The sequence below is a fragment of the Congregibacter sp. genome (genome assembly GCF_965660375.1).
Lineage (GTDB): Bacteria > Pseudomonadota > Gammaproteobacteria > Pseudomonadales > Halieaceae > Congregibacter.
The window spans coordinates 12067-32786 of sequence record NZ_CBFHZO010000101.1; the positions used below are offsets into that span (position 1 = coordinate 12067).

General features: G+C 56.3%; 16 protein-coding genes. 14 read left to right on the forward strand and 2 right to left on the reverse strand.

Going from position 1 to position 20720, the window contains the following annotated elements:
- Positions 1–101: 101 nt before the first annotated feature.
- Complete coding sequence (bfr, locus tag ACTG3T_RS09820; protein WP_439102090.1) at positions 102–587, forward strand: bacterioferritin; 486 nt, start codon at positions 102–104, stop codon at positions 585–587.
- A gap of 88 nt (positions 588–675) precedes the next feature.
- Here the strand turns inward: bfr and grxD are convergent, their stop codons facing one another.
- Complete coding sequence (gene grxD / locus ACTG3T_RS09825) at positions 676–996, reverse strand: Grx4 family monothiol glutaredoxin (protein WP_439102091.1); 321 nt, start codon at positions 994–996, stop codon at positions 676–678.
- A gap of 287 nt (positions 997–1283) precedes the next feature.
- On the opposite strand from grxD, the gene ACTG3T_RS09830 reads away from it, so the two are divergent.
- Both ACTG3T_RS09830 and argF read left to right on the forward strand, forming a co-directional pair.
- On the forward strand, positions 1284–2468 hold the full coding sequence (locus ACTG3T_RS09830; RefSeq protein ID WP_439102092.1) for an aspartate aminotransferase family protein: 1185 nt from the start codon (positions 1284–1286) through the stop codon (positions 2466–2468).
- A complete protein-coding gene (gene argF, locus ACTG3T_RS09835; RefSeq protein WP_439102093.1) occupies positions 2465–3373 on the forward strand; it encodes an ornithine carbamoyltransferase in 909 nt (302 codons plus the stop codon). Before ACTG3T_RS09830 ends, argF begins: the two co-directional genes overlap by 4 nt.
- Positions 3374–3612: 239 nt before the next feature.
- Here the strand turns inward: argF and ACTG3T_RS09840 are convergent, their stop codons facing one another.
- Positions 3613–3948, reverse strand: coding sequence for a hypothetical protein (locus tag ACTG3T_RS09840; RefSeq protein ID WP_439102094.1), 336 nt, complete (start codon positions 3946–3948; stop codon positions 3613–3615).
- A 51-nt stretch (positions 3949–3999) separates the two neighbouring features.
- Between ACTG3T_RS09840 and ACTG3T_RS09845 the strand changes: the two genes are divergently transcribed.
- The 11 genes from ACTG3T_RS09845 (at position 4000) to ACTG3T_RS09895 (ending at position 20618) form a co-directional block, all read left to right on the forward strand.
- Positions 4000–6909: a ribonucleoside-diphosphate reductase subunit alpha gene (locus tag ACTG3T_RS09845; protein WP_439102119.1), complete on the forward strand. Its 2910-nt coding sequence runs from the start codon at positions 4000–4002 to the stop codon at positions 6907–6909.
- Between the two features lie 181 nt (positions 6910–7090).
- Positions 7091–8440, forward strand: coding sequence for a ribonucleotide-diphosphate reductase subunit beta (locus ACTG3T_RS09850; RefSeq protein ID WP_439102095.1), 1350 nt, complete (start codon positions 7091–7093; stop codon positions 8438–8440).
- A gap of 109 nt (positions 8441–8549) precedes the next feature.
- The gene (locus tag ACTG3T_RS09855) at positions 8550–8771 is read left to right on the forward strand and encodes a hypothetical protein (RefSeq protein ID WP_439102096.1); all 222 of its coding nucleotides are present in this window, start codon (positions 8550–8552) and stop codon (positions 8769–8771) included.
- A 65-nt stretch (positions 8772–8836) separates the two neighbouring features.
- Positions 8837–9640, forward strand: a complete 804-nt coding sequence (locus ACTG3T_RS09860; RefSeq protein WP_439102097.1) for a DUF6498-containing protein — start codon at positions 8837–8839, stop codon at positions 9638–9640.
- Positions 9641–9751: 111 nt separating this feature from the next.
- Complete coding sequence (gene fadB / locus ACTG3T_RS09865) at positions 9752–11899, forward strand: fatty acid oxidation complex subunit alpha FadB (protein ID WP_439102098.1); 2148 nt, start codon at positions 9752–9754, stop codon at positions 11897–11899.
- Between the two features lie 21 nt (positions 11900–11920).
- Positions 11921–13096 (forward strand): acetyl-CoA C-acyltransferase FadA, encoded by a 1176-nt coding sequence (gene fadA, locus ACTG3T_RS09870; protein ID WP_439102099.1) that lies wholly within the window; start codon positions 11921–11923, stop codon positions 13094–13096.
- A gap of 182 nt (positions 13097–13278) precedes the next feature.
- Positions 13279–14316 carry an amidohydrolase family protein gene (locus ACTG3T_RS09875; RefSeq protein WP_439102100.1) on the forward strand — a complete coding sequence of 346 codons (1038 nt, stop codon included), beginning with the start codon at positions 13279–13281 and terminating at the stop codon, positions 14314–14316.
- Positions 14317–14340: 24 nt separating this feature from the next.
- Positions 14341–14688, forward strand: a complete 348-nt coding sequence (locus tag ACTG3T_RS09880; protein WP_439102101.1) for a hypothetical protein — start codon at positions 14341–14343, stop codon at positions 14686–14688.
- A gap of 59 nt (positions 14689–14747) precedes the next feature.
- Positions 14748–16925: a hybrid sensor histidine kinase/response regulator gene (locus ACTG3T_RS09885; protein WP_439102102.1), complete on the forward strand. Its 2178-nt coding sequence runs from the start codon at positions 14748–14750 to the stop codon at positions 16923–16925.
- 91 nt (positions 16926–17016) lie between these two features.
- Positions 17017–17838 (forward strand): cyclase family protein, encoded by an 822-nt coding sequence (locus tag ACTG3T_RS09890; RefSeq protein ID WP_439102103.1) that lies wholly within the window; start codon positions 17017–17019, stop codon positions 17836–17838.
- A gap of 425 nt (positions 17839–18263) precedes the next feature.
- Positions 18264–20618 (forward strand): TonB-dependent receptor, encoded by a 2355-nt coding sequence (locus ACTG3T_RS09895; protein ID WP_439102104.1) that lies wholly within the window; start codon positions 18264–18266, stop codon positions 20616–20618.
- The last annotated feature ends 102 nt before the right edge of the window (positions 20619–20720 follow it).

Genomic DNA, 20720 nt, shown 5'->3' on the forward strand with positions numbered 1-20720 from the left:
ATTCAACATCGAACTTCGCGACGGTTTGTTAAATCGACGCAAAAGTTACGCACAACTTACCCAAAACCAATGCAAAAGCACTACGCAAGGAGCTCCGCACAGTGAAAGGCGATCCAACAGTCATCGAGCATCTCAACCGAATCCTCGGCAATGAGCTGGTCGCGATTAACCAGTACTTCCTCCACGCTCGTATGTACAAAGACTGGGGGCTCGTAGAGCTCGCAGATCACGAGTACCACGAGTCCATCGACGAAATGAAGCACGCCGACCAGCTAGTGGAGCGCATTTTGTTTCTGGAAGGTTTGCCGAATCTCCAGGACCTCGGCAAGCTGATGATCGGAGAGAACGCCCAAGAGATGATGGAGTGCGATCTTAAGCTCGAACACATCGCGCACAAAGATCTTAAAGATGCGGCGGCCTACTGCGAGAGCGTTGGCGATTATGTATCCCGGGATCTCGTCGTCAGTATTCTGAATGCAGAGGAGGAGCACGTCGACTGGCTCGAAACCCAGCTCAGCCTGATGGATAAGGTCGGTATGCAGAATTATCTGCAAACAGCGATGAGCACGGTTAAACCCGTCGCCTGATACTCAAGGTCCGCTGAACGGCGGAAATAAAAGTGTTAGAAAAACAAGAACCGCAGGGCAGCAATGCCCCGCGGTTTTTTTTGCGCCCTCAGGCTGCCTCGGAGGCCTCGCGAACCAGAGGCTCGAGCTCACCCTTCTCGTGCATCTCGGTAATGATGTCGCAACCACCGATAAGCTCACCCTTGACCCACAGCTGGGGGAAGGTCGGCCAGTTTGCGTAGGTGGGCAGGTTCGCCCGGATCTCGGGATTACTGAGAATATCCACGTAGGCAAAGCGCTGGCCGCAGGCCATGAGCGCCTGCACCACTCGCGCAGAGAATCCGCACTGTGGCTGATTGGGTGATCCCTTCATGTAAAGCAGCACCTGATTCTGCTCTACCTGCTCTTTAATCTGGTCCATGATATCCATGTGGCTGTACCCTTGAGTTTGAGAATGTCCCAGCATTTTACTAGCTATTGCAGGCGCTGTGCCACGGTGGCCAGGCGAGAGACAAATTGTCACACCCTCGGGAAATAGTTATAGTTTTGCTCAGGCAGCCGTCGCGCTGCCTTTTTATTTTTCGGGACCTCAGTTTCCCTTGGCTTCTCACCGCAGTATGGCAGCGGGTTACGCCAACACAGCTGTCGATAGCCGCGCCCCCAATCCGGTCGGCCACAACCAGAATCAGTTACCGAGAACCTGCCATGTCGGCTTTGATGAGTACCTATTCCCCGCTTCCCGTGAGTTTCACCCACGGACGGGGCGCCGAGCTCTTCGATGCACAGGGCCGAGGTTTTCTCGATGGCCTTTCGGGAATTGCGGTAACCAACCTGGGACACGGGCACCCGCGGGTCACGGCGGCGATTACCGAGCAGGCGACGGCGCTGCTTCACTGCTCCAACGTTTACCACATTGATCTTCAGGAACGCGTCGGCGAAACACTCACGCGCCGCGCCGCCATGGAGACAGTTTTTTTCAGTAACTCCGGCGCCGAGGCCAACGAGGCGGCCATCAAGCTGGCTCGCCTCCATGGTCATCAGAGTGGCATCGAAAGTCCTCAGGTCGTGGTTTTGGAAGGTGCCTTTCACGGCCGCACGCTGGCAGCGCTGTCGGCAACCGGCAATCGCAAAATCCAGACAGGATTCGGCCCCCTGCTCAGCGGTTTTTTGCGCGCACCGCGCAACGACCTGGAGGCTCTGGAAGGATTTTCCCAGAGCCGTGATGACATCGTGGCGGTGATGCTGGAGCCAGTGCAGGGAGAGAGCGGCATCCATCCACTGGACCTTGATTATCTCCAGGCCGTCGCCGGCATTTGCCAGAAAAACGGCTGGCTGCTGATCTTTGACGAAGTGCAGTCGGGCAATGGTCGTACAGGGAGTTACTTTTACTATCAGCAAATCGGCATAACCCCCGATGTTGTTACCACGGCTAAAGCCCTGGGTAACGGTGTTCCCATCGGCGCCTGCCTGGCCCGGGCCGAGGCCGCCCACACTTTTGCACCGGGGCATCACGGCTCTACCTACGGTGGCAACCCCCTCGCCTGTGCCGCGGCCGGCGCGGTACTGGAGGCCCTTGCTACAGAGCAGCTTCAGGAACGCGCCGACCCCCTTGGCCAACTTATTCAGGACAGTTTTGTCGCGGCCCTGCAACATCAAGAAGCAGTATCGGAGTATCGACGGGCCGGCTTGATGATGGGCATTGAATTAAAAAGCGACTGCGCAGAACTGGTGCGACTGGCACTGGATGCCGGCATATTGATCAACGTCACGGCGGCACGCACCATCCGACTGCTGCCGCCGTTGGTAATGAGTGACGCGCAGGGTCGACAGCTGGGCGAAACCCTCGCCGCGGTTGTGGATCGATGGCTGGATCACCCCCCCCTGGGAGACGATATAGCGTGAGCAAGCAACACTTCCTGACCCTTCTGGACTTTGGTCCCGAGGAGCTTGATGCCCTTATTGATCGCGCCATAGCGCTAAAGGCGGCGCACCGCGCGGGAGAGCCCTCACCGCAATTCCCCGGCAGTGTCATGGCAATGATTTTTGCCAAATCTTCCACCCGCACCCGGGTGTCCTTTGAGGCGGGGATGGCCCAGATGGGCGGTCACGCCATGTTCCTGTCTCCCGGCGACACCCAGCTGGGTCGCGGTGAACCTATAGAGGACAGCGCCCGGGTGATTTCCTCCATGGTGGACATCGTGATGATCCGCACTTTTGGCCACGATATTGTCGAGCGCTTTGCAGCGAACTCCAGTGTCCCGGTGATTAACGCACTCACCGATGACTATCACCCCTGTCAGTTGCTCGCAGATATGCAGACCTATCGTGAACACCGCGGCGCCATTCGGGGCAAAACCGTGTGTTGGCTGGGCGATGGAAACAACATGTGCCACTCCTACATCAATGCCGCCAGGCAATTCGATTTTCATTTGCGCATAGCCTGCCCCGAGGGTTTTGAACCCGACGCGCAGCTCCTTGAGGAAAACCGCGATCGGGTGACGCTGTTTCACGATGCTGATAGCGCCGTGGAGGGCGCATCTCTGCTGGTGACCGATGTATGGGCCTCCATGGGCCAGGAAGAGGAGCAGGCCCGGCGCGCAGCCGCCATGGCCCCCTTCCAGCTCAACGCAGCGCTACTGGCAGCGGCGGCGCCCGATGCGCTGTACCTGCATTGCCTGCCGGCGCACCGCGGGGAAGAGATCAGTGCTGAGCTGATGGACGCCGGAGATACCGTAATCTGGGAAGAGGCCGAGAACCGCCTCCATGCCCAAAAAGCCCTTGTAGAAAAACTCCTGCAAGACTCATAACACCGCATACGCGGCACCAAATAACCAGCCTGCATAGCCAGTTAGCGGCTTAGAAGAAATCGATCCAAAAGATCGAAGCTGGCCTTTCGCAGCACTTGCACCCCGGATTTTCCGGTTTACCGGGCCTCCGGGGTTAGTAAGTACGGACATCAAACACTACGCACACCTTATCCACAAGATAAACGCAGCCTAATGCGCTTGCTTTCCCCCCGAGACCGCTTTATCTTGTAGTGGTTCAATTAGAAAAACCCAATATCTAGCGTTTCAGGTAACGCATCGGAAGGCTTGGTGTGGCGCACTATGATGGGATCACGAGCGAAATGAGCAGAAAGTTCTTCAAGCTTGCTCAAAGAGCGCGAAACGGCGCAGCAGACAGCGGCCCAGCACCCAAAGTAACGAATAAAACCGGTGAAATAGAGCCTAAAACCCTGAAACTTGGTCTTAAAATCATTAATTATGAAAAATAACGTGTTGCAGTTGCGTTTAACCGCTCGCAACATGAAGGCGTGCTGTTTTCCTGAAGATGCCATGCCGTTCTCGCCAATAAGAAAACTGTAAAAAGCCGATACCCACAAGCGTTAATCAAGCAGCGTTAACCATGTACACAGGAGTGAACACAATTGACCATGCAGACCAGCCAGAGCGGGGAAGCGACTCTCACTGAGAGCGCAACAGAAACACCAACAGCACAAAGAGCTGCCAATCTCACGGGAGCCCCCGGCGCGAGCGCAGCGGAGGTGACAGCAACGGCCCCCGGTCAGCTGCGCGTCATCAAGCGCAACGGTACCGTGGTCCCCTTCGAGGCCAGCAAGATTTCTGTTGCCATCACCAAGGCATTTCTCGCTGTTGAAGGCGGTACTGCCGCTGCATCCAGTCGCATTCACGAAACGGTCGCCAAACTCACCGAAATGGTCACCGCGACTTTCAAACGCCGCATGCCCTCGGGCGGCACCATTCACATCGAGGATGTGCAGGACCAGGTGGAGCTCTCCCTCATGCGCGCCGGCGAGCACAAAATCGCCCGGGACTACGTGATTTACCGGGAGCAGCAGGCCAGCAAACGTGCGGCCCGCCAGTCACTCTCGGCGGAAACCCAGGAGGCTGCCGACCGCATCAATGTCGTCCAGCTTGACGGCAGCAAAGCACCCCTGGATCTTGAGCGCCTGCACATCATTGTCAGCGAAGCCTGTATGGGACTGGATGATGTGTCAGAAACGCGAATTCTCGATGAGGCACTGCGCAATCTCTATGACGGGGTGAGCATGCAGGAGCTGTCCACCTCACTGGTCATCACCGCGCGAACCCTTATCGAGCAGGAGCCGAACTACACCTACGCATCTGCCCGCCTGCTCTGCGACAACCTGCGCACGGAGGCTTTGTCCTTCCTCGGCGTGGCAGACAGCGCCACCCAGGGCGACATGGATCGACTGTACGCGACGGCGCTCCCTGCCTATATTGCCCGCGGCGTGGAGCTGGAGCTTCTCGACCCCACACTGGCAGAATACGACCTCGAGCGCATGGGCAAGGCGATATTGCCGGAGCGCGATCTGCAGTTCACCTACCTGGGGCTACAGACCCTTTACGACCGCTACTTTATCCACAGCGATGAGGTGCGTTTTGAGCTGCCGCAGATCTTTTTCATGCGTGTTGCCATGGGTCTTGCCGTCGAGGAAGACGACCGCGAGGCTCGCGCCATCGAGTTCTATCGACTGCTTTCGTCCTTTGACTACATGAGCTCGACGCCGACACTGTTCAACGCCGGCACCCTGCGTCCGCAGCTGTCGTCCTGCTACTTGACCACGGTGCCCGACGATCTCCACGGCATCTACGGTGCCATTCAGGACAACGCCATGCTCTCGAAGTTTGCGGGTGGCCTGGGCAATGACTGGACGCCGGTTCGCGCGCTGGGCTCCTACATCAAGGGCACCAACGGCAAGTCCCAGGGTGTCGTCCCCTTCCTGAAGGTCGTTAATGACACCGCGGTCGCGGTAAACCAGGGTGGCAAGCGCAAGGGCGCGGTGTGTTCCTATCTCGAAACCTGGCACATGGATATCGAGGAATTTGTGGAGCTGCGCAAAAACACGGGCGATGACCGCCGCCGCACCCACGACATGAATACCGCCAACTGGATTCCAGACCTGTTCATGAAGCGGGTATTCGACGACGGTGACTGGACGCTGTTTTCACCCAATGACGTGCCCGATCTTCACGACCTCTACGGCAAGGCTTTTGAGGAGCGCTACTGCGCCTATGAAGCCATGGCCGCCAGCGGTGAGCTCAAGTACTCCAAAACGGTGAAGGCCCAGACCCTGTGGCGCAAGATGCTGGGCATGTTGTTCGAGACAGGGCATCCCTGGATGACTTTCAAGGACCCCTGCAACCTTCGCAGCCCCCAGCAACACGCCGGCGTGGTGCACTCCTCAAACCTGTGTACCGAAATCACCCTGAATACCAATGCCGACGAAATTGCCGTGTGTAACCTCGGGTCCATCAATCTGCCGCAGCACGTGGATGAGAATGGACTGAACCTTGAGAAACTCGCAGAGACGGTGCGCACAGCCGTACGCATGCTCGACAACGTTATCGACATCAACTACTACTCCGTCGACACGGCGCGGAACTCCAACTTCCGCCATCGCCCTGTGGGCCTGGGTCTCATGGGCTTCCAGGACGCGCTGTACAAGCAGCACATTGCCTATGGCTCCGAGGATGCAGTGACCTTTGCGGACCACTCCATGGAAGCCATCAGTTACTACGCCATTGACGCGTCCAGCAAACTGGCAGAAGAGCGTGGTGCCTATGAAAGCTACGAAGGCTCGCTCTGGAGCCAGGGCATTCTGCCCATCGACTCCCTGGCAAAGCTCGTGGAAGAGCGTGGCAGTGACTACATCAAGGTCGATGATTCCATGACCATGGACTGGGCAACGCTGCGCGAGGCAGTGAAAGCCCGGGGCATGCGCAACTCCAATGTCATGGCCATTGCACCGACGGCGACCATCGCCAACATTACCGGCGTCTCTCAGTCCATTGAGCCCACTTACCAGAACCTTTACGTGAAATCGAACCTGTCCGGCGAGTTCACCGTAGTAAACCCCTATCTGGTCAATGATCTGAAGGCCCGCGGTTTGTGGGACAGCGTGATGGTCAACGATCTCAAATACTACGACGGTAGTGTGCAGTCCATTGAGCGCATCCCGGCGGATCTGCGAGCCATCTACTCCAATGCCTTTGAAGTGGAGCCCCGGTGGATTGTGGAGTGTGCAAGCCGTCGTCAGAAGTGGATTGATCAGGCGCAGTCACTGAACCTGTATATCAACAATGCGAGCGGGAAAAAGCTGGACATTACCTATCGCATGGCCTGGTACAGCGGCCTCAAGACGACATACTACCTCCGCTCTCTGGCGGCGACGGGCACGGAGAAGTCCACCATCGATACTGGGCAGCTCAACGCCGTGTCGTCCGAATCGGCACCGGCGCCCGCACCGGTGCCCTTGGCCTGCTCCCTGGATGACCCGGACTGCGAAGCCTGTCAGTAAGTCAGGATTATAGAGGGCAACGAGAACAAGAAAGAAAAGGGTGTGCGCCGCGGGCGGCACCCCTTAAGCAACAAAAAGGCCGTGGTCACTGTGGGGGCGATCAATAAAACGGTCTCATACCTGCAAAAAAGCTTTAGCGATCTATCGATTTAGCGACACAGAAAATTAGGGAGTGACAAACATGTTGAACTGGGATGATTACCACGCAGAAGACAGTGGGAACACCACAGCGGCAGAGCCGGCTGCTATGGGGGGCGCTGCGGCTGCAGAAGCAGCGGCGGCGAATCTGGCGGAGATCACCGCGGCCGAGGTGGCCGAAGTGGCCGCTGCCGAAGTGAGCAAAGCTGCAGAACCCGTAGCGCCCGCCGCTGCCAACGAAGCAACGGCTAGCAAGGAGTCTGACGCCGGCGACACAGAATTACCGCCGGAAGCCAAGGCAAATATCGATGCCGCGGCCGAAAGCCTGCGCAGCCTCGATGTGGCCCCGGGCCTTGAAGAGCTCGAAATGGGAGCATCGCGCGTCTCCATCGATGAAAAGGCAATGATCAACTGCCGCGCAGACCTTAACCAGCTGGTGCCCTTCAAGTATGACTGGGCGTGGCAGAAGTACATCGATGGCTGTGCCAATCACTGGATGCCTCAGGAGGTCAATATGACTGCTGACGTCGCCACCTGGAAAAACCCCGAAGGCCTTACCGACGACGAGCGACGCATCGTGCTGCGCAGTCTGGGTTACTTCTCTACAGCGGACTCGCTGGTCGCCAACAACCTGGTCCTTGCGGTTTACCGCCTTATCACCAATCCCGAGTGCCGCCAGTACCTGCTACGACAGGCCTTTGAAGAAGCCATTCACACCCACGCCTACCAGTACTGCATTGAGTCTCTGGGCATGGATGAAGGCGAAGTCTTCAACATGTATCGCGAAGTACCCTCGGTGGCCAAGAAGGCTGCGTGGAGCATCAGCCACACCCACGAGCTGTCGGATCCCAACTTCCGCACAGGCACCCTGGAATCTGACCAGACGCTGCTTCGCAACCTCATCGGTTTCTACGCGGTTACCGAAGGCATTTTCTTCTACTGCGGCTTTACCCAGATCCTGTCCATGGGCCGTCGCAACAAGATGACTGGCGTGGCGGAGCAGTTCCAGTACATTCTCCGTGATGAGTCTATGCACCTGAACTTCGGCATCGATGTCATCAACCAGATCAAGCTGGAGAATCCACAGCTGTGGACTGAAGAGTTCAAGCAGGAAGCGATTCAGATGATTCTGGAAGGCACGCAGCTTGAGATCGAATACGCCCGGGACACCATGCCCCGCGGCGTTCTGGGAATGAACGCAGCCATGATGGAAGAGTATCTCCAGTTCATCGCCAATCGTCGCCTGTCGCAGATCGGGTTGCCCGAGCAGTTTCCTGGCGTACAGAACCCCTTCCCGTGGATGAGCGAGATCATGGATCTTCGCAAGGAGAAGAATTTCTTCGAAACCCGCGTTATTGAGTATCAGACCGGTGGCGCCCTCTCCTGGGACTAACGCTCGGGGCTCAATCTGAGAGGCACCGACCTAACGCACCGCAGAGGCTGCCGGTGATATTCACCGGCAGATATTTCATTCCTTCCAGCAGTTTACTGCGAGGTATGACATGAACGACGACAATCACGATCTAGAGCTCGCCCAGGAGCAAGAACAGGAACAAGAACAGAACGACAACGAAACCATTCTCATGGCGCTGGATCAGATCAGCCAGACCATCGATGTTATGACCAGCGTTGTGGGCAGACTGAAACACTTTGTACAAGAACAGGAAGTCACGGAGGACGTAGAGATACGCGAGGCCATGCGACCGGGGCGAACGCTGCACTAAAGCACTCCGTCGCTCGCAGTAACGGCAAAACAGTGCAGTGAACGTGGGCTCTTTGCTCAAGAACCATGGCTAAGCACGACGACTCTGCTTCCAATACCCCACCGGCTTCTTCTGAGGCCGGTGTTTATCAAGCTCCTCAAGCCACACTCTCTGACTCCTCTTTCACTCATTTAAACCCCAACTCAACGGACTCTGTCGCCAACAGTCCTTCGAATACTTACCGCGGCCGACGCGGGCGGCTGAGCCTTGCGTTACTGGTGACCGCCAACCTGCTCCCGCTTCTGGGTGTGCTATTTTTTGACTGGAATGTGGGGGCCCTGATCATCCTCTATTGGTCTGAGAATCTGGTGCTGGGTTTTTACAACATTCTCAAAATGGCCACCTCGGGCGGCTTAAGCGCCGTATTCCCCTCTCTGTTTTTTCTTATCCACTACGGTGGCTTCTGCGCGGTACACGGTTTCTTTATCCTGAGCTTTCTCTTTGATGTCCCACCGTCCTTCGGCGATGCCCCACCCTGGCCGTTGTTCCTGATCTTCCTTCAGCTGCTCTTTGATGTTGTTGAGCAGGTATTCGCCCTCGCACCCCGGGAATGGATTATTGCCTTCATAGGGTTGTTCATTAGTCACGGCTATTCCTTTGTCAGCAACTTCCTCATGGCCAATGAGCGAGAAGTCGCCACAGTGAAAGGTTTGATGGCCGCGCCCTACCGGCGCATCGTGATTTTGCATGTGGCCATCATCGCCGGCGGCTTTGCCGTGATGTCCCTCGGGCAACCTCTGTTTCTGCTGATTATTCTGGTGGGATTGAAGACGGTGATGGATATTGCACTGCATCTTCGCGAACACAAGCGCGCCGAGGTACGACCCTAGCCTGCGCTGCGCCACTCAAAACTTCACACAAAGCTATGCCCAAAGGGTCATATTGACAGTGAACACATGCAGGAGGATCATGCGCAGCCTACAATTTGGGGGATAGCAGCCATGATCTATCAGAGCGATGCAGTAACGCTCCAACGTCACGACAATGACGTTCTTGAAATGCGATTCGACCTTCAGGGCGAATCAGTCAACAAGTTCAACCAGCTCACCGTGCAGTGCCTTACCGAGGCTCTCGACGCCATCGATAAAGAATCCAATGTCCGGGGAATGCTGGTCACCAGCGGCAAGGGCGTTTTCATTGTTGGCGCGGATATCACCGAGTTCACCAAAATGTTCGACGCTACGGTAGAAGAGATCCAGGCCTTCTCCAGCGGCCAGAACGTCAACTTCAACCGACTGCAGAATCTGCCGTTCCCCACCGTGGCGGTGATCAACGGCTTTGCCATGGGTGGCGGACTGGAAATTTGCCTGGCCTGTGACCTGCGGGTCATGAGCACCGCAGCCAAGGTCGGACTGCCCGAAACCAAGCTGGGCATTCTTCCGGGCTGGGGCGGCACCGTACGTCTACCTCGTATTATCGGCGTTGATGAGGCCGTGATGTGGATGGCCACCGGCCAGGAGAAAAAAGCCGAGGACGCGCTGAAAGCCGGCGCCGTCGATGCGGTAGCTACTGCGGAGCAGCTGCAGGAAGTCGCCCTAAGCACCCTCGAATCTGCTATGGCTGGCAAGCTCAATATCGAAGCGAGGCGCAGCGCCAAAAGCTCTCCTCTGCCCCTGAACGACACCGAGGCGATGATGGCTTTTTTCACCATCAAGTCCATGGTGGCGCAGCAGGCGGGCAAGAATTATCCGGCCCCCATCAAGGTTGTAGAGGTTATTGAGGCCGCCCGGGGCATAGGATTGGATGACGCTCTCAAGGTGGAAGGCGCCGGCTTTGCCGAGCTTGCCAAGACCGATGTGGCAGCGGCCATGGTCGGGCTGTTCCTCAATGATCAGGCGCTGGCCAAAACCGCCAAGGGTTGGGAGAAAAAAGCCGACAAGAAAATCGCACGAGCCGCGGTACTGGGCGCGGGCATCATGGGGGGCGGGATCGCCTACCAGAGCTCCCTCAAGGGCGTCCCCATCAAGATGAAGGACATCGTTCAGGAAGGTCTGGATCTCGGCCTCTCGGAAGCGAACAAACTGCTGGCCAAACGCGTCTCCCGTGGTCGCATGACGGCGGACAAGATGGGCGAGGTGCTCAACAACATCGACCCCACGCTTACCTACGAAGGTTTCGATAGCGTAGATATCGTAGTCGAGGCCGTTGTGGAGAACCCCAAGGTCAAGCACGCGGTATTGGCTGAGACCGAAAAGCACATCAGCCCCGATGCGGTGCTGGCATCAAACACCTCTACGATTTCCATCGACTTCCTCGCCGAAGCGCTGGAGCGCCCCGAGAACTTCTGCGGTATGCACTTCTTTAACCCGGTACATGCAATGCCCCTCGTAGAGGTCATTCGCGGCGCCAAGACCTCCGATACTGCCATCGCTCGCACCGTGGCCTACGCCAACCGCATGGGCAAGAAAGCGGTCGTGGTTAATGACTGCCCGGGCTTCCTCGTGAATCGCGTGCTCTTCCCCTACTTCGATGGTTTTTCAAAGCTGGTCCGCGACGGCGCGGACTTCCAGGCGGTCGATAAAGTCATGGAGCGCTGGGGATGGCCCATGGGTCCTGCCTATCTGTCGGATGTGGTGGGTATTGATACCGGCGTTCACGCTGCCGGCGTCATGGCCGAGGGCTTCCCCGACCGTATGAAAATGGATTTCAAAACCGCGACCGAGACCATGTTCGAAAATGATCGCCTGGGGCAAAAGAACGGCAAAGGCTTTTACGAGTACGTCACGGACAAGCGTGGCAAGCCTAAAAAGACCGTCTCCCAGGAGACCTACGACCTCATCGCGCCGATCACCGCCGAGCGCACAGATTTTGAGCGCGAAGAGATCATCGCCCGCATGATGCTGCCCATGTGCACCGAGCTGGCTCGCTGCGTTGAGGAAGGCATTGTCGGCTCTGCGGCCGAGGCCGACCTGGCACTGCTCTACGGTATTGGCTTCCCGCCCTTCCGCGGTGGTGTATTCCGCTGGATGGATGCCGTGGGCCTCGCCCACATCGCCGAGCAATCCGAAAAATTTGCCCACCTCGGCAAAGCCTATGAACTGACCGACGGTATGCGCGCCAAACTCGCCGCCGGCGAGACCTACTACTAAGCGCAACAGGGAGATATTGAGATGAGTGTTAATCCAAGAGACGCGGTCATCGTCGACTACGCCCGCAGCGCTATGGGGCGATCCAAGAATGGCTGTTTCCGTAATGTTCGCGCCGACGACCTGTCCGTCGCAGTGATCAAGGGCCTGCTGGCTCGCAACGACAAACTCGACCCCGCCGAGATCGACGATCTGATCTGGGGCTGTGTACTCCAGCGCGGCGAGCAGGGTATGAACCTGGCGCGCCTGCTGGTGCTCGGCGCACAACTGCCTTTCACCATCCCCGCGCAAACGGTCAACCGCCTCTGCGGCTCCTCCATGTCGGCACTGCACACCGCGGCAGCCAGCATCATGGCAGGCCTCGGCGATGTGTACCTGGTAGGCGGCGTGGAGCACCTGGGTCATCTGCCCATGATGGACGATGTGGACATCAACCCACGCATGGGTCTGAACGTCGCCAAAGCGGCGGGCATGATGGGGATGACCGCCGAGTATCTGGCGCTCCTCCATGGCGTCAGCCGTGAAGATCAGGACAAGATGGGCGTTCGCTCCCATCAGCTGGCGCACGCCGCCACCGAGGCCGGCAAATTCGCCCGGGAAATCATCCCCGTGGAGGGGCACGATGAAAAAGGCGCCCTTATCGCCGTGGAGCAGGACGAGACTATCCGTCCGGAAACCACCCTGGAAAGCCTGGCTCAGCTACCCCCGGCCTTTAATCCCCAGGGCGGCACCGTCACCGCAGGTCAGTCCTCACAGATCTCGGACGGCGCCTCCGCCATGTTGGTGATGTCCTATGAAAAGGCGCAGGCCCTGGGACTCACCCCCATCGCCAAGATCAATGCCATGACCACCGCCGGTGTGGATCCTTCCATCATGGGTTACGGCCCGGTGCCGTCCACGCAAAAAGCGCTGAAAAAACTCGGTTTGACCATGGGCGATATCGACATGGTTGAGCTTAACGAGGCCTTTGCTGCTCAGGCACTGCCTGTGCTGAAGGATCTGGAGCTCCTGGATCACATGGATGAGAAGGTCAATGTGCACGGTGGCGCCATCGCTCTCGGACACCCCTTCGGCTGCTCTGGCACGCGGATTACCGGCTCCCTGCTCACCGTGATGCAGGACCGCGACCAAACAATGGGGATCTCTACCATGTGTATTGGCCTGGGTCAGGGCATCACTACCGTGATCGAGCGTATCTAGCGCGCCAACCCACCGATACTTGCAACATCGTAAGCGGCCTCCTTCGGGAGGCCGTTTTTCGTTGGGGCTTTGCATTCATCCGGGCAACTGGTTAGCGTATCGTTGCGTCGACAAACAGCGCTCGCCAGAACTACATCTACAAAACAACAACGATAAAACACTAAATCTACAAGGAGACTGGCATGGATTTGTTCCATGAGGATCACCCCGCCTGGTTGGCCCAGGTGCAGGAAGAAATCATCGACCCGGATCAGCCGATTATCGATCCCCATCACCACCTCTGGCCCGACATGATGGGTGATATCTACAACGTCGATGAACTCGCAATAGACACCGGCTCCGGTCACAAGGTGATTGGCACGGTCTTTATGGAATGCGGCACCTGCTATCGCGACAGCGGCCCCGAGCACGAAAAGTCTCTGGGAGAAACCGAATACGTACTGGCCCAGGCCGCCCGCATTAGAGAGCTGGATCTTGGTCCGCCCATACTCGGCATGGTCGGCCACGTGGATTTACGGGAGTCAGCGACTCTTGATGAGGCTCTGGATAAGCATGTGGCGCTGGCCGGCGACTTTTTTAAGGGCATCCGCCAGGCCGGAGCAAGTGCCCCTCCGGGAGATGCAGAAAGCATGCTGATCCCTGGCCCGGCGCCGGCAGATCTCTACCGGCTCCCCGAGTTCCAGGCGGGCGTTCGCCGCTTGGGGGAACGGGGACTGTCCTACGACACCTGGCAATATCATTTCCAGCTCCCGGACTACATTGCCCTGGCCAGGGCCTGCCCGGACACCACCATGATTCTTGATCATTTCAGCACCCCGCTGGGCGTGGGCAGCTTTGAGGGCAAACACGACGACATTTTCCCCACCTGGAAAAATGAAATGCGGGAGCTCAGTGAATGTCCAAACGTTTTTCTGAAGCTGGGCGGTCTGGCCATGCCCGATAATGGCTTCGGCTGGCATCTTGCCGACCGCCCGCCGAGCTCCGATGAACTCCTGGAGGCCCACGGTCGCTGGTACCGCCACGCCCTGGACTGCTTTGGCCCGGAGCGCTGCATGTTTGAAAGCAATTTTCCGGTAGATCGCCTGTCCCTGTCCTACGCCATCTACTACAACGCCATGAAAAAACTGGCTGCGGACTTTTCCACAGCGGAGAAAAGCGCGCTGTTCTCTGGCACTGCTCAGCGGGTCTATCGCCTCCCGCACGAGGCCGGGCGGCTATAAGCCACCACAGGGGAGTTGCCCACAATGATCTTTGATAAGTCAGTACTACCAGCCTTGCTGAGCTCTGATGAGTGGGCTGTCCTCCAGACTTTTTATGATCTTGTTTTAGGGGAGCTCCGCTCACTGCAAAAGGAGTTAAGGGAAACCCCACGCCCCCAGGACCCTGTTCTGTGGCGGGATCGCATACACCCGGTAAAGTCCTCGTGTATGTCAACAGGCGCGCTTGCGGCGGGCGATATGCTCGAAAAAATCGAACTGGCACTCGCCGACGGCCACAGCGTGGCGAGCTTGACTCCCGATTTGAGTGCGCTGTCACAAACCTGCGAAAAAACCATCGCTGCAATCGAGAACCATGTTAAAACACAGAGCTGACGCCCCTAGCCTGCAGCCTGCTGCTAGTACAAAAAAAGCATTCGAGATGAATTTCTTGTATGAACCACCACGCCGACAGCCTTTCCATTACCACGATTTTCGATGGCTTGGATGCCTGCAGTCTTGCCGCTCTTATCTGGCGGCAGGATCATGGAGCAGTCGCAATCAACAACACCACCAAAACCTTGTTGAACTTAGATGACTCCACAGCCCATTTTAGTGACCGCCGGTTGGCAAGCTTCGTTCATCCCGACGATCGACCACGCGCACTTCAGACTTTTGCCGCATATGTAGCCGCTAACAATCCGGAAACCCTGGAATTACCCCTAACAATCAACAGCGCGAATGATGAGCCAAAGCGAGTGGCGGTTACGGCATGCCTTTGCACCCGAAAATCGGCAGCAGAGAAAGAAGTCCTGTTGATTGTCCGAGAGTTATCCTCATCGATAGTCAGCACATCAGGCCCCCACAAGAGCGATCTCGAGCGACTTATCCTGAAGATATCTCTCGATACAATTCGCGCACCGGTCTCTGAAACAGATACGGTAATCACCGAAGCACTCGGCGCTGCATCAGCATTTATCGGTGCCGACAGAGCCTATCGCTTCGATTACGACTGGGACAAGCAGCTTACGCACAACACACACGAGTGGTGCGGCGAAGGAATAACGCCACAGTTAGAATCCCTTCAAAATATACCCACACAGCACTTACATCTATGGACGGACATGCATCAAAAGGGCTTGCCCTACGTTGCTGCTTCGGTGCTTTCGAGGCCCAAAGACGATGAGCTGCGACAAATACTTGAGCCTCAGGGAATTCTCTCCCTAGCGACTATTCCAATTATGACGGCGGATAAATGCACCGGCTTTATTGGCTTTGATTCGGTTCGTAATCAGCGTTTCTACACCGACATAGAAATCTCACTACTGGAGTTACTCGCCGAACTTATTTCAAATGCGCAACTTAAGAAACGCAGGGAACAAAGCCTCATTGACCTCCTTACCGAATCGCGAAAAGCCAGTGTAAAAGCGCTGGAAATGGAAAAGGAGGCGACACTGGCAAATCAAGCAAAATCCACCTTTGTAGCCACTATGAGCCATGAAATCCGAACACCACTGCACGTTTTGCTCGGGATGATGGAATCTCTGAACGACACACAACTAGATCGTGAACAACAACAGATTTTGGATACGATGCGATCTTCAGGCAATAATCTCAGCGGATTGATCGGTGACATTCTGGACTTTTCAAAAATTGAACAGAACGCCGTGTCGGTAAACATCTCAGAATTTGAACTCAATAAAGTTAGTCACGAGCTCGTTGCTCAAATGGCCCCTCTTGCTGAAGCAAAAGGTATTTCACTAGACCTCAGCCTGCCTGATGAAAGTTATTTCGTCAGCACCGATCAAAGGAAAGTCATTCAGATTGCCAGCAATCTTATGAGCAATGCCATAAAGTTCACCCATAGGGGCAGCGTTGATCTCGCCTGCTGCATCAATCCGGTGGACCAGGATTCAGAGTCAAAAAACTTCGAGTTACAAATCAAGGTGCGGGATACAGGCATCGGCATTAGTCCCCAGAATGTAAGCCGATTAAGAGAACCCTTTTTTCAGGTATCAAGCTCGGATGTTACCCAAGATACGGGCACAGGCCTTGGAATCCCTATAGTCAGCGGCTTGCTCGAGAGTCTCAACGGGCGCCTGGATATCAGCAGCAAGCCAGGCAAAGGGTCAACTTTCACAGCAACGATACCGGTATCGGCGCAGCTAGTAGCTAAAACAAAAACAGAGGATGTTTCTGAATCTCAAACACCGCCGGGCGATCGAGTAGCTAAGGCCAACAGTATCCCAACAACGAAAGTGCTCGTGGCAGAAGACAACACCATGAACCAAATGCTACTGCGGCGTTATCTTGACTCAAATGCCATAGCCTTGGACGTTGTTTCCAATGGAGCAGACGCCGTCGAGATGGCTATTGGCGGTGACTACGACCTTATTCTCATGGATTGCCGGATGCCAGTCATGGGAGGACTCGAAGCGACGCGAAGAATACGTCGTGCGCTAACTCCTGAGCGGAACGCTGCTTTGAACATCATTGCGGTAACAGCCAGCTCGGTAAAAGGCGACGAGGACGACTGCCTTGCGGCGGGTATGAATGCCTTGCTTAAAAAACCATTTTCACGCGCCGAATTATGGCGCACGCTCGGGCAGTGCATTAGTGTGGACGAGCAGTAAAAACCACAGCGCTCTATCTAAAAACGATGGCTCCGGTACAGTAACTTTTACAGTTTTACAGTTTTACAGTTTTACATTGGGATATTCACCTATGGGTTCTAGCCCCGCTATTACCACGGCGTCTCTGTTAGCTAAAAGCCAGCGCCGAATTATTGATCTTTCCATAGCAATAGAAAATGACATTGCCTCAGACCCCGAGCCCTTTCGGCCCCAGGTGACCTATCACCGGCACGACGGCACCCATGACCAGCTCATGCCGTTTTTCCCGGGACTGGAAAAGAGCGATCTGCCGGACGGCGAGGCCTGGGCCGTTGAGGAAGTACAGCTCAATACCCACAACGGCACGCACATGGATGCGCCCTGGCACTATCACTCCACCATGGATGGTGGAGACCCGGCCTGGACCATTGATCAGGCGCCTCTGGACTGGTGCTTTCGCGCCGCAGTTAAACTGGATTTCCGACATCTTGCCGATGGTTATGTGGCTACTGCCGCCGATGTGGAGGCGGAGCTTGAACGCATAAACTACGAGCTTCAGCCTTTGGATATTGTCGTGGTCAACACCAGTGCCGGTGCAGCCTATGGCGACCCGGACTACATTCATCGCGGCTGTGGCATGGGTCGCGAGGCAACCTTATACCTTACCGAGCGGGGCGTGCGTGTTGTAGGCACCGATGCCTGGTCCTGGGATGCGCCTTTTCTACACACGGCGCGAAAGTTTGCCGAGTCCAAAGATCCCTCGATAATTTGGGAAGGACACAAAGCAGGGCGGGATATCGGTTACTTTCAGATGGAGAAACTTCACCAGCTGGAGGTCCTGCCCAGTCACGGTTTCGAGATTTCCTGTTTCCCTGTGAAGATCAAGGGCGCGTCAGCAGGCTGGACGCGCGCCGTCGCCATTCTTGGGGGGTGAACGCTAGCCCATCCTGCCCCACCGTGGCTGCTACCGAAGAGTTCCCGCACCACCTCCACACCGGCCCTGTAAACTATTCACGTTTTTTTCAGGGCGAAGGCAATAATTTCTCCATAAAAAACAGCAACTAAGCCGACACTTTAGTAGTGCTTTGCTATGGCATGGCGTGCTCGAAGCCGTTAGAATTCTTTTCAGAGAGCGCCGTGGCTATTGCGTGCAGCGGACGTTCCCTCAAAGCCAATAAAAGCGATAACAGCGATAACTCAGCAACCTTATGCATATTCGAGGCAGCTACTTAAGTTCACCACGCTCGGTTTCCGCAAACCGCGGCGGTTTTTCCTGTGGCTGTCTGCAAGCTCCAATTTGAGAGCCCGAAGATAAATAATTTGAACAACCTCGCAAGATACTAAAAAAGGATGCAATCCATGAACTCACACACAGATCTGAACGCGACCGTGGCGCGCCCGTCACGCAAGCCCTTGGCCGCGGCGCTGGCAACAGTGCTTGCTGCGACTGCCTTCCCGGGCATCACCCAGGCCCAGGAACAACCTCAGCGTCGCGGCTCCGCGTCGCTGCTGGAAGAAGTGGTCGTCACCGCGCGAAAGCGTGAAGAAGGCTCCCAGGACGTACCGCTGTCAATCACCGCATTTGGCGCCGATCAGATCGAAGCGCTGAAGGTGCGCGACCTCACCAGCCTGTCCGTAGGCATGCCAAACGTTGCCCTGGACGATGTGGGTACTACACGGGGCACAGCGAACTTCTCCATCCGGGGTCTGGGAATCAGTGCATCCATTCCTTCCATCGATCCCACGGTAGGCGTCTTTGTTAACGGCGTTTACCTGGGTGTGAACAACGGCATCATTTTTGACGTCTTTGATCTGGAGAGCATCGAGGTTCTGCGTGGCCCCCAGGGCGTGCTGTTTGGTCGTAACGTGACCGGTGGCGCGATCCTGATGAACACCAAAAAGCCTGGCGAAGAGTTCGAAGGTCAGGCGAGATTTGCTGCTGATGGCGGCGGTGATGGCGGCATGAACTATTACGCCATGGGAACCTTTGGTGGCCCCGTCACTGACACCCTGGGCCTGAAGTTAACCGCCTACTACAACGAAGACGAAGGCTATTTCCGTCGCGAGGCCTTTGAGCCCAATGGCGTCACTGCAGAGGACGTGGGTGCGGTAGAACAAACCATGATTCGCCCGACGTTGGTGTGGACACCCACTGACATGTCAGAGCTGGTGGTACGCTATGAGTACACAGACATTTCCGGCGATGGCGCGGTTGCCCAGTCGCACACCAATGGCCGTGGCGAGCCTGGAGCGTTTGTAAACTTCGATCGCGAAAGCTTTGGCAACAGCAACGACTTCATCGGTTATCAGAACATCGAAACCGACTTTTTGACCGTTGAGTATAATCAGGGTGTCAGCCTCGGCGACGGCACTGTCACGGCTATCTACGGCTGGCGGGAGTCCACCTCGGAATCAGGGAGCGATATCGATGGCCAGCCAGTCTGGGCCTTCCACTCGGCGGCCTGGCTGGATACGGAGCAGGACAGCCTTGAGCTTCGCTACAACGGCCAGTTTGGTGATTTTAACTTCACCACCGGCGCCTACTGGTTTGAAAACAACCTGGGGTATCACGAGCGGCGCAACCTGGCGGGCGCGCCCGTAGGCAACCTGGCACCGGCGGTCATTCAGGACGGTGGCGGTCTTTACGGAGTAGAAACCCTGGGACTATTCGTTTCTGGTGATTACGACCTCACCGATCGCCTGACGTTGACCGCGGGCCTGCGCTACACCGACGAAGAGAAGTACGGCGACATCGCCTCCCTTGCGGCCAACCAAAGTGCGGGCATTGGCTTTGATGCCGAAGGAAATCCTACCTATGCCTTCGATTTCCGCTGCAATCTGGTAGATAGCAGTGAGGGCTTTATGACATGCCCCTTCGATTTCAACGGCAAAGACGACTGGCAGACCTGGTCGCCAAAAGTGGGCGCAAGCTACGCATTGACTGATGAGTCACAGATCTACGGCCACTGGTCTCGAGGTTTCCGCTCTGGCGGTTACAACCTGCGAAACACCACGCCGGCGTTCACGCCGGAAGCTTTTGACGAAGAGCAGGTAGATAACTTCGAGCTGGGCTACAAGTCACAGCAGTCATGGGGTCGCCTGAACGCGGCATTTTTCTACACACAGGTAGAGGATATGCAGCGAGAGATCAACTTCGCAGATCCCGATGCCGGTGTTGTGCAGATCATCCGTAACAGCGCCGATGCGACACTCTGGGGTGTGGAGTTGGACGGTACTTTCGCGCTGTCGGACAACCTCCTGATGATGGCGTCCTTCGGCTACATCGACTCCAGCTATGATGATGTGTTCTTTGACTTGAATGGTGACGGCGTTGTCGACGGATTGGACAAGTCCCTCGGACTGCCTCGTGCGCCGGAAGTTACCTACAGCCTGGGCTTCAATTACGACATGGAACTAGGCAGCTGGGGCTATGCCACAGCGCGCATTAACTATGCCTATCGTGATGAAGTCTTCTTCACGGACAACAACCTTGGCTTCATTAACGAGCAGGACATCCTGGATGCAGGCCTGGACGTCTACTCCAACAATGGTAACTGGGTGTTCTCCCTCTATGGTCGCAACATGCTGGACACGGTGAAGCACGGTGGTGATACACAACTGTCGCCCACTCTCGCCGGGGTACCTACGGGGGGAACTTTCTCGCCCCTGATGCGTGGCCAGACCTACGGCGCGGAAGTGACATTTAACTTCTAAATCGTAACGGGCAACAACTAGCCGGCGGCGCGCAAGCCCGTCGGCTTTTTTTTGCGCGCAATACCGGTAATTTCCCTACCATTTGTCATGACAAAACAACTT